Source organism: Bacillus sp. JNUCC-21 (assembly GCF_041222765.1).
Classification (GTDB): domain Bacteria; phylum Bacillota; class Bacilli; order Bacillales; family Bacillaceae; genus Bacillus; species Bacillus velezensis.
In genome coordinates, this window is record NZ_CP166019.1 from 1159212 (window position 1) to 1169094 (window position 9883).

15 protein-coding genes are annotated in these 9883 nt (G+C 41.5%); all 15 read left to right on the plus strand.

Translation table 11 applies throughout. The features are described 5' to 3' along the window. Nucleotide 1: 1 nt before the first annotated feature. The 15 genes from JNUCC21_RS06085 to JNUCC21_RS06155 all read left to right on the plus strand — a co-directional run bounded on the left by JNUCC21_RS06085 (nucleotide 2) and on the right by JNUCC21_RS06155 (nucleotide 9827). Nucleotides 2-286 carry a hypothetical protein gene (locus tag JNUCC21_RS06085; protein WP_169509753.1) on the plus strand — a complete coding sequence of 95 codons (285 nt, stop codon included), beginning with the start codon at nucleotides 2-4 and terminating at the stop codon, nucleotides 284-286. Next, nucleotides 283-546 (plus strand): hypothetical protein, encoded by a 264-nt coding sequence (locus JNUCC21_RS06090; RefSeq protein WP_042635071.1) that lies wholly within the window; start codon nucleotides 283-285, stop codon nucleotides 544-546. The genes JNUCC21_RS06085 and JNUCC21_RS06090 overlap by 4 nt, the downstream gene beginning before the upstream one ends. Continuing rightward, a complete protein-coding gene (locus tag JNUCC21_RS06095) occupies nucleotides 543-1295 on the plus strand; it encodes a DNA cytosine methyltransferase (RefSeq protein WP_169509754.1) in 753 nt (250 codons plus the stop codon). The genes JNUCC21_RS06090 and JNUCC21_RS06095 overlap by 4 nt, the downstream gene beginning before the upstream one ends. Nucleotides 1296-1313: 18 nt before the next feature. Continuing rightward, the gene (locus JNUCC21_RS06100) at nucleotides 1314-2018 is read left to right on the plus strand and encodes an HNH endonuclease (protein WP_130571136.1); all 705 of its coding nucleotides are present in this window, start codon (nucleotides 1314-1316) and stop codon (nucleotides 2016-2018) included. Between the two features lie 55 nt (nucleotides 2019-2073). After that, nucleotides 2074-3090 carry an HNH endonuclease gene (locus JNUCC21_RS06105; RefSeq protein ID WP_257228980.1) on the plus strand — a complete coding sequence of 339 codons (1017 nt, stop codon included), beginning with the start codon at nucleotides 2074-2076 and terminating at the stop codon, nucleotides 3088-3090. A gap of 123 nt (nucleotides 3091-3213) precedes the next feature. Beyond that, complete coding sequence (locus JNUCC21_RS06110; RefSeq protein WP_014304492.1) at nucleotides 3214-3342, plus strand: hypothetical protein; 129 nt, start codon at nucleotides 3214-3216, stop codon at nucleotides 3340-3342. Nucleotides 3343-3356: 14 nt separating this feature from the next. Beyond that, nucleotides 3357-3872: a sigma-70 family RNA polymerase sigma factor gene (locus JNUCC21_RS06115; RefSeq protein ID WP_169509755.1), complete on the plus strand. Its 516-nt coding sequence runs from the start codon at nucleotides 3357-3359 to the stop codon at nucleotides 3870-3872. 124 nt (nucleotides 3873-3996) lie between these two features. Beyond that, nucleotides 3997-4209, plus strand: a complete 213-nt coding sequence (locus JNUCC21_RS06120) for a helix-turn-helix domain-containing protein (protein ID WP_042635075.1) — start codon at nucleotides 3997-3999, stop codon at nucleotides 4207-4209. A gap of 181 nt (nucleotides 4210-4390) precedes the next feature. Beyond that, nucleotides 4391-4603, plus strand: coding sequence for a DNA-binding protein (locus tag JNUCC21_RS06125; protein WP_169509756.1), 213 nt, complete (start codon nucleotides 4391-4393; stop codon nucleotides 4601-4603). Nucleotides 4604-4738: 135 nt separating this feature from the next. After that, a complete protein-coding gene (locus tag JNUCC21_RS06130; RefSeq protein ID WP_042635077.1) occupies nucleotides 4739-4981 on the plus strand; it encodes a hypothetical protein in 243 nt (80 codons plus the stop codon). 415 nt (nucleotides 4982-5396) lie between these two features. Further along, nucleotides 5397-5552 carry a hypothetical protein gene (locus tag JNUCC21_RS06135; RefSeq protein ID WP_169509757.1) on the plus strand — a complete coding sequence of 52 codons (156 nt, stop codon included), beginning with the start codon at nucleotides 5397-5399 and terminating at the stop codon, nucleotides 5550-5552. 44 nt (nucleotides 5553-5596) lie between these two features. Next, nucleotides 5597-6316, plus strand: coding sequence for a phage terminase small subunit (gene terS, locus JNUCC21_RS06140; RefSeq protein ID WP_169509758.1), 720 nt, complete (start codon nucleotides 5597-5599; stop codon nucleotides 6314-6316). After that, nucleotides 6303-7511 (plus strand): PBSX family phage terminase large subunit, encoded by a 1209-nt coding sequence (locus JNUCC21_RS06145; protein WP_326220692.1) that lies wholly within the window; start codon nucleotides 6303-6305, stop codon nucleotides 7509-7511. The genes terS and JNUCC21_RS06145 overlap by 14 nt, the downstream gene beginning before the upstream one ends. Continuing rightward, nucleotides 7511-8914, plus strand: a complete 1404-nt coding sequence (locus JNUCC21_RS06150; protein WP_169509759.1) for a phage portal protein — start codon at nucleotides 7511-7513, stop codon at nucleotides 8912-8914. Before JNUCC21_RS06145 ends, JNUCC21_RS06150 begins: the two co-directional genes overlap by 1 nt. Continuing rightward, nucleotides 8901-9827 carry a phage minor head protein gene (locus tag JNUCC21_RS06155; protein ID WP_169509760.1) on the plus strand — a complete coding sequence of 309 codons (927 nt, stop codon included), beginning with the start codon at nucleotides 8901-8903 and terminating at the stop codon, nucleotides 9825-9827. The genes JNUCC21_RS06150 and JNUCC21_RS06155 overlap by 14 nt, the downstream gene beginning before the upstream one ends. Nucleotides 9828-9883 lie beyond the last annotated feature (56 nt).

Genomic DNA, 9883 nt, shown 5'->3' on the forward strand with positions numbered 1-9883 from the left:
CATGAAAGAGAGAATTGAACGTCTGAAAAAACTGACATACATTCCTCAGAAGGAAATTGCTTGGCTTATTGAGCAAGCTGAACAGAGTGTTAAGCAGCAGGAAATCATCGAGGAAAACAAGCGTCAGCAGGAAGTAACAGTTCATCAATTCCGACAGGCACAAAAGGACATTCAGCATCTAAGCGGGGATAGAAAACGATACAAACAGGCATTAGAAAAGATCATTACTAATCTGAATTTCGCGATAACAGTTGCCCAAAACGAATTGGAGGGCGCAGCGGAATGATGCCATTACAAGTAGAACTACAACGGAACGTGAAGGCCACGAAGGACGAAGCAATGACTGTCGAGCAGGCGGCCGAGCTTTTAAAGGTTCATCCGGATTACATCCCGACGCTTGTCGCTCGGTCTGACGATCTAAAAATGATCGGCGATACTATTATCGCAAAACGGGATAAAACAAATATCTGGCTGGTTGGGGGATGCGTGGGACTCTTCTTCCTGGCTGTCTCTGTCCTGCCGGGAATGTTGGGGATGACGGGATGAAAAGCATTGAGTTATTTGCGGGCATTGGGGGAATCGCTCTAGCAGCTGAATGGGCCGGCATTGAGACGGTAGCATTCTGCGAGCGTGACCCTTACTGCCAGAAGGTTTTAAATAAAAATTTCCCAGATGTTCCTATCTTCGATGATGTTCACGCTTTGAACAGACAACTTTTAGAGGAAAAAGGAGTGATCGAGCCAGGTGGAACAATTGACATTCTTTCCGGAGGATATCCCTGCCAGGGTGAAAGTGTTATCGGTAAGAGAAAAGGAAAGCGGGACGATAGATGGCTATGGCCTGAAATGTTCCGGCTCACAAAAGAACTGCACCCAGATTGGGTTGTTGGAGAAAATGTTGCTGGACACATCACAATGGGCTTGGACACAGTCCTATCCGACTTGGAAAGTGAAGATTACCAAACAAGGGTATTCGTATTACCGGCTGTCAGTGTTGGCGCACCGCATCAAAGATACAGGACATTTGTTGTTGCCAACTCCGGCCGCAAGTCAGAATCACAAGCCTATCAGAGCTTTAGCACCTTCGGAAGCGGACGGAACACACGGGGTAATCTTGCCCGGGGGATTGGGCTATCTGTTTCCCAATCTTACTGGAAAATACATCAATCCCCAGTTGTTGGAGTGGATGATGGGTTTCCCAATCGGGTGGACCGAAGTATAGCATTAGGAAACGCGGTAGTACCTCAGCAGATTTTTCCTATTTTTTATGGTATAAATTATATATCCAAAAAATAGAGAAGTTGGGTGAACTTCATGAAAAATCCAAAATGGAATAGAGATGAACTTATATTGGCTCTTGATCTTTATTTCAAATTGCCGGCGTCGAAGATTTCCTCATCAAATGACGAAATTATAAAACTTAGTAAGATATTAAACCAGTTATCGTCAAGTGATAAACAAAAAGAGGAAACTTTCCGTAATCCTAACGGTGTAAGTATGAAACTCAATAATTTTAAAAGACTAGACCCTGACGCACCAGGCTCAGGGCTAGTTAGGGGTGGGAAATTAGAAAAAGTCATATGGGAAGAGTTCTCTGCAAATAGATCTATGCTGGAGTTAGTTGCATCTAAAATTAGACAGGCTGTAAAAGTCGGAGCTTTCGCGGCTGTAGCAGAGGCAAGTGAAGAAGATGAATTATTTCCTGAAGGAAAAGTGCTTTTTAGATTACATAGGTATAGGGAGAGAAATTGTAAAGTTGTCAAAGCATTAAAAAAGAAAGCAATGGAAAATAATGAGCTAAGGTGTTCTGTTTGTAGCTTTGATTTTTATCAGACATATGGAGAATTAGGTAGGGGATTCATCGAATGCCATCATACTGTTCCAATTTCAGATTATCAGTTTGAAGGTAGCAAAACCAATATGTCAGACCTAATACTAGTATGTTCAAATTGTCATAGAATGTTGCATAGAAAAAGACCATGGCCGACAATTAAAGAATTGAGACAAATATTAAGTTAATTTAAGCGGAAATCTAAAGTCCATATCAGATATACAAGTTTTTAGGGGTGGGAAAATGCTCTACTATTTCACAGCAAGCGATAAAGAAGCACAAAAACATTTTTTTGATACTATTAAAAATTCATATCATATCAAACCCTTATTAAAATATATGAATGAGGAAGTTGTTGATAAATTAAAAAGGAACAGTTCTGATGAGTATGTTCATATGTGGGGAGCAACTCCCGGAAAAAGCAATATTAGTCGTTGGAATAAATTAAAAGAGGGAGACGAAATTCTTGCCTATTCTAAAGGAGTTTTCTATTATTCCGGGACAATTTTTGCAAAGACAAGAAATTCTCTATTAGCACAAGAGGTATGGGGAACTAATAAATTAGGCCAGGCCTATGAGTATGTCTATTTTATAAAAGATTTGAAACCAGTGAATATTGATACAAAAAGATTTGCTCGTTTTTTCGGCTATAAAGCAAATTTTACTCCTCAAGGTTTTAATAATATCAAAAAAGATCTATTAGACACCAAAATGAAAAGATACAATGATTTAAGGGAGCTTATTTATGACCTTAATCATAACTTTTTTCTTTCTGAAGACGATGAGATTATTGATAGTTACCAGGAAGCTATAGACTCAGATTATTCTAAGATTGTTCTCCATCCAGATGAAGGGCCAGAACCAAGAAAAGAGCCAAAAAAAATGAATGGTAAGAATATTTGGCCGAGAAACCCAAAGAAAGCCAAAGAAGCAATCAAAAAAGCTAAATTCAAATGTGAGATTGATAATTCGCACGAAACATTTTTTTCTGAGTCAAGTAAAAATCCATTTATGGAAGCCCATCATCTAATTCCGATGCATATGCAACATGAATTTGAAGTTAATTTGGATAAAGTAAATAATATTGTATCATTATGTCCTAATTGTCACAGGAAAATCCATTATTCAAATTCTCAAGATAAAAAAATATTATTAGAAAAATTATTCAATCAAAGAAAGAGAGACTTACTACTAATAGGTATTGATATTGGATTAGAATATCTTTTAAACTCCTATGCTATTAAGAATAGAGGGAAATAAACTTTTAAAAGGATTTGAGATAAATAGATACAGTCCAAGACGGAAAGCCTGCGGACACTGATCATTGCACAGAATCACTGTGCTCTGATTGGTGTCCGTTTTTTATTTGAGCGGAGGGATGACATGAAGCAGAAAAAGAAAAAGCCCAATAAAAACGCGCAGGAGCGATCTGAACGCTTTTGGCGGCAAATGATGGGGCAAGACATGCAAAGGCTTAAAAGAGGCAAAGGCGGCGCATTTAAACGCAAATAAGGGGAGGAATCAGAATGCAGGATTTAATCATTGAATACAAACGAGCTTTAAGAGAAACAAGAAAAATGTACCGGCACAACAAAGATACGGCTGAAGTCAATCTGACGGCTGAACAGCTCAACGACAAAAAGATAATCAGTAGCATGATCAGTGACATTGAATTCACTCTTGAATGGCTACAGAACGGAAGACAGCCCAGCGCCCGCCGAGGTGCTGACAGAAGAGACGCATATCAAAGGACGATTCTTGCTGAACCGCGCTTAATTGATGCGCTCCCGGAAGAATACACAATCGTTCAAGAGGCTGAGGGAGAGGTAAGTGATTGGGATAAGGAAAGAATTGCTGATGCCCTATCCGTGCTTACCGAAAGAGAAAAAGACATTTTCATGATGCATACTGTGCAAAACATGTCATTCGAAGAGATAGCGCAGTTATTGGGGATTAAAAAAGGAACCGTGCAGAAGAACATTGAACGTTCCCGCCTGAAAATGAAAAATAGAGCAGATCACAGCCTATTCTGTTTAGCATGAATAGGTTGTTTATTTATTGAAATATAAGAAAAGTTTGCGAAAAATCCTTTAAAGACTACTATTGTCATAGGTATAATGGTATTGTTTATTGTTACAAATTAGGGAATTCAAAGAGGATGATATTATGTACAATCTTAAAGAACGCGATGCAATTAAACGGTTCTTAAATGAGGAAACCGTTAATACAAGCGAAGCAATTGAAATATTGGGCTTCACTCGTCAATACCTAAACCAGTTAGTTAAAAGCGGGGAATTAGAGCCGATGAAAGAAATGCCTCGGGACAGGCTTTTTCTAAAAGAGGATATTTTGGATTTTCAAAAACATAGAAGGAAATGAGCAAATATGAAAAAATTAATCGATGGTTCAACGATCTTATTCTTTATTCTGTTTGTGATATTGTTCACTAATTTTAATTATGGTCATCTCAGCACTCTCGATATTATTACTATGAATTTGGCAATGATCTGGTTGGTATTGACTATAATTAATATAACCCTAAAATGGAGAAACCTCCGAAATGGCTAAGTTTATTTTTGAGAGTATAGACGAGCTGAGAGATTTTATGGATAAAGAGGTCATAACGACATCTGAAGCCATTGAGATAATAGGATGCAGCCGGCAGAACCTCAAGCAGCTGGTGGATTATAAAACATTGGTTCCGATTAAAACTACGAACAGAGATCGCCTATTCTTGAGAAAAGATATTGAAGGCTATAAAAAGAAATGTTGATTGCACCCTGTCAAAAGGGTGTTTTTTCGTCTTACGGTTGCCACCTATTTATGAAGGGCGCTTTCGTTCGACAAATTTTGCGAATGGTTCCCTTGTCACACTCCTTATCCGATAATAAGGTGGGAGGTGAGAAGATTGGAACAGAAAATTTATCATATCGAAAGTCATATTTATGTGAAAATCGATAATTTTAAAACACCGGGAAATACGATCCATTTTGACGTCTATATTGCTAGAGATGAAAACGGTTATTATGGTAGAGCAGAAGTGTTTGGCGAAAAACCGATTTTTATTCCTTGGGTCCCACTTAATGACGAGGCTAGAGGACAACAAACTGAAATGATTGATTATGTAAAAGATTATTTATCAAAGAGTTAAAAGAAGCATCCTTCGGGGTGCTTTTTTATGTTCTCTGTAAACTGATTCCGGTAAATCTCAGAAAAACAATTGGCGGTTAACGGTCTGAGTGCGGTGTCGGTTTAGAGAGAATAAAAAAACACTCCAAAGAGTGCTTCATTGATTACCTTTCCAATCTTTATTAAACACAAAATTAATTGAAAGAACAGATGCTTTTTGGGAAATTTCTCGATTACAGTTAGGGCAAGTGGTTTTAAATCTTTCAGCAAATGGATATTCACCCTCATATTCCATTATATATGGTTGCCCGCATGAACAGTTATTCTCGTATTTACGCATTAACAATTTCATCACCTCTTATTTATTTTTTGGCTTTGCTAATTATTTTACAGGGAGAAAAGTTACAAAACAACACAATTCAAAGGGAGGCACAATAATGAAATTACAAGCTGAACGAAATTTTTCGTTGAGTGCTGGAATACCTGCTTATAGGTCTGTTCTGATTACAGATGAAGACAGACGCCGAGAACAACTGAGAAAAGAGCTGTATAAGGAATTAAGAATCAATCCAATGAAATCAGCACGAAGATAATTCCAAAACAAACACGAATCAGAAGGGGGCGGCGGTGAATGTAGATGGCTGAAAAGCACATTCAGGCGTATAAGGATTACGTCAAAGGCATGAAATACAAGGACCTTGCCGAAAAATACGGGGTGTCAGTGAACACCATCAAATCGTGGAAGCAGCGGCATGGTTGGGAAAGGAAAAAGGGTGCACCCCCTGAAAAAAGTGTGCACACAAAAATAGGCGGGCAACCCGGCAACAAAAACGCATTAGGAAATAGCGGCGGGGCGGCTCCGGCAAGAAATCAAAACGCGGTTTCGCATGGATTCTTCTCGAAGTATCTGCCGGAAGAAACGCTTGAAATCATGGAAGAGATTCAGGAGCGTTCCCCTGCTGATATGATATGGGATCAGATTCAGATCCAATACGCGGCCATTCTACGGGCGCAACGCATTATGTTTGTGCAGGATCAAGATGATGTAACCAAAGTTTTGAAAAAAGAGAAGCCGGGCGCATTTGGTGATGAGCAAGAATGGGAGTTTCAATTCGCTTGGGATCGTCATGCAACATTCCTGAACGCTCAATCTCGGGCAATGGGCGAGCTCCGGAGCTTGATCAAGCAATTTGACCAGCTGGCGCATGAGCAAGATGAGCGGCGCCTTAAATTGGAGCAAATGCGCTTGAATATCGAGAAGACGAAGAAGGCTGTTAACGGCGGCGACGGAAACACCCAAGAAAATGATATTGCCGCAATGTTGAGGAAAATGGTGAATGCCGATGGAACTGAATAAAAAGCAAAAGGAAGTTTGGGACAGCTTTATTAAAGAGCAACCCAAAATTCTGATTTGTAGCGGTGCAAAGAGGGCAGGGAAAACATTCGTGCTCCTTTTGACGTTCCTTGCTCACGTCAGTAAGTATCAGAATATGGGTTTATCCTTCATCATCGGCGGGGCTACTCAGGCAGCCATAAAACGAAATGTCTTGAACGATATGGAATTGATTCTGGGCAAAGAATTGAGGCTCGACAAGTCGAATGCCGTTGAGATATTTGGCAACCGTGTATATTGCTTTGACGGGGCCAATGCTGATTCATGGAAAAAAGCGCGGGGGTTCACGTCAGCCGGCGCATTCCTAAACGAAGCGACTGCCCTGCACGATTCATTCGTGAAAGAAGTCATTTCCCGGTGCTCGTATAAAGGCGCTGTGGTCATGATGGATACAAACCCCGAAAACCCGATGCACACCGTCAAAACGGATTATATCGACAAAGACGGGCAAATGCTGAAAAGCGGGCGGCTGAACATCAGGTCATTTCATTTCTCGCTGTTCGACAACAATTTTCTCGATCCGGAATATGTGGAGAGCATCGTGGCATCAACGCCGAGCGGCATGTTTACAGATCGGGATATACACGGTTATTGGGTGGCGCCTGAAGGGGTCATATACAAGGATTTCAATAAGGACATCCACTATATCAGCTCTGAGGAATTGGGAAACAGGCGCGTCAATTTCAAGAAGTATTTTGCGGGCGTCGACTGGGGATATGAGCACCCGGGTTCTATTGTTGTAATCGGACAAGATGACCAGGGGTGTTTTTATTTGCTCGAAGAATATGCCAAGCAACATGAGGAAATTGATTACTGGGTGAAGATAGCGCAGGACATCAAAGAGCGATACGGCAACATCAATTTCTACTGCGATACTGCGCGGCCGGAACACGTTCAGCGATTCCGCAGGGAGAAACTGCGTGCATTGAACGCTGATAAGGCGGTCATATCCGGTATCGAGGAAGTGGCGCGGCTGTTTAAGCGACATGAATTGTTCATCGTGAAAGATAAGGTCGCTCGTTTCGAAAAGGAAATTTTTATGTATGTTTGGAATCAAAAGACTGGCGATCCTGTGAAGGAATGGGACGACGTGCTGGACTCACTCCGGTACGCTCTGTATTCGCATAATAAACCGAAAAGGCGGAAAGGGGAGAGCTGATGAATCAGTTTATAGAAATCATTGAGAAGTCCGGCATAACACCTGAATTGATTGACAAGATCATTCAGGAACATAAGCCGGATCATGACAGAATGAAAAAGCTTTATGATCGGTACCAGGCTGAGGTTCAAGGCGTTCCGATCTTATCCAGAGAAGCCATTGAATACGAGGATTTTGAAACAGGAAAATTAAAACGTATTGATCACAAAGTAAACAATAGGCTGAACAACTCGTTTGATTCTGAAATCATTGATACAAAGGTGGGCTATCTGTTTGGTCATCCTATTGCATATGAGTTTGATGAGAGCGGTGAAGCAAGTAATGCAAAACTTGTGAAACAGCTGATTGAAGGTTTCAATGCGGAAAACAACATTGCTGATGAAGACAGCGAGTGGGGGAAAATGGCCTCTATTTGCGGTTACGGCGCCCGCCTCGCTTACGTTGATCGTTCTGGAAACGAGCGAATAAAAAATATTGATCCATGGGAATGTGCTTTTATTACTGATGGAAGCATCCATGAACCTACTTACGCTTTGCGATATTACACGGTGTATGGCGGCAAGATTAAAGCAGAATTCTATGATCAGAAATATGTTTATTATTTCAGTACGAAAGACAGCTCGGCCTTCACTCTTGATAAAAAAACTTTGCATCTTTTTGACGGCTGCCCCTTATTCGGTTTAGCGAATAACAAGGAACTAAAGGGAGATGCCGAAAAGGTCCTTTCGTTAATTGATGCGTATGACCGCACGTTGTCCGATGCATCGAATGAGATTGAGCAATACCGACTGGCTTATCTGATTTTAAAAGGGCTTGGCGCGGATGAAGAGACGCTTGATCAGCTAAAAAAGACCGGAATCCTTGAGTTGCTTGACGAAAAAGATGACGTAAGCTATCTGACAAAGGATATAAACGATGCCATCATAGAAAACCATCTTGATAGGTTGGAAGAGAATATCCTTCGCTTTGCAAAATCGGTCAATTTCTCCGATGAATCATTTGGCGGGAATGTTTCAGGGGTTGCGATGAAATATAAATTGATGTCGCTTGAAAACAAATGCATCACAATGGAACGGAAGATGACTGCTGCTCTGCGTTATCAATATAAACTGATTTTTTCCGCATGGGGCACTAAAAGGCAAGCGGCGGCGGAAGATTATAAAAAAGTTTGGTTTGGATTTAAGCGAAATCTTCCGGCAAATGTACTAGAAGAAGCAAACACGACGGGACAGCTTAAAGGAATGGTAAGCGAAGAAACCCGCCTGTCTCTGCTGTCGTTTGTTGATGATGTCCAGTATGAGCTGAAGAAGATGGAAGAGGAAGAAGAGGAATACAGGCTCAACATGCCGCCGTTAACGGATGTGGAAACAGACGCGGGCGGTGATGAAGATGAACCAGAATGATATTGATAAGTACCTGGACGACATGATCACTGAGGATGCTCAGAAGATTGATGTCGTTTTTGCATCTCGCTTAAAGGAGATCAATGCACAAATTGCCCGGCTGTATGCGAAGTACAGCAAGGACGGCCAGCTTACTTTTGCCGATGCCAACAAATACAATCGTCTGAATAAGGAAATGGAGAGGGTGGCCGAGGAATCTCACAAGGCTTTCAAAACCATTTTGACTATTGTTGAGGCATTAGCAGCCAAGCAGTTTTTAGAGAATTATATGCGTTCTGCTTATCTATTTGAAATGGAATCCGTGGTTAACTTGGGTTTTAGCATCCCGACAGCCGAAGTCATCCGGCAGGCCATTCTAAACCCCATAGCTGAATTGACTTTGTCAGCGATATACAGGCGGCATCGAGACGATTATGTCCGGCAGATTCAAATTTCCGTCGCACAGGGCCTACAAGCGGGGGAGGATTATTCAAAGATCGCCCGCCGCATTGAAAGAGCGACGGAATTTGCTCGCAGGAAAGCCCGTGACGTGGCGAGAACAGAAGCTCATAGGGTACAAGTCTCGGCAAGGATGGAAAGCGCTGAGAAGGCCTCAAAACGGAGCAATCTAAAAAAGATGTGGAATGCTACCCTGGATCTTAAAACACGAGCCGGTCACAGGAAGCTGGACGGGAAGACAATAGAACGCAATGGGCTGTTCAAATCAATTTACGGCGGCGTCGGCCCGGCTCCGGGGCACATGAATAATGCGAAAGATGACATAAACTGCCGTTGTACGATTGCTTTTAAAGTAAACGGCGTCCTGCCGGATACGAGAAGGGCGAGGGAAGGCGGTAGCGGGGCAGGTCAAACAATCCCATACCAAACCTATGAAGAGTGGTACAAATCCATTGAGGAAAAGGGCAGCCGTTAAACAGCGGCTTTTTATTTTGTCCTGAGCATGACGTTAAAAGGCTTATTTTTCATGCA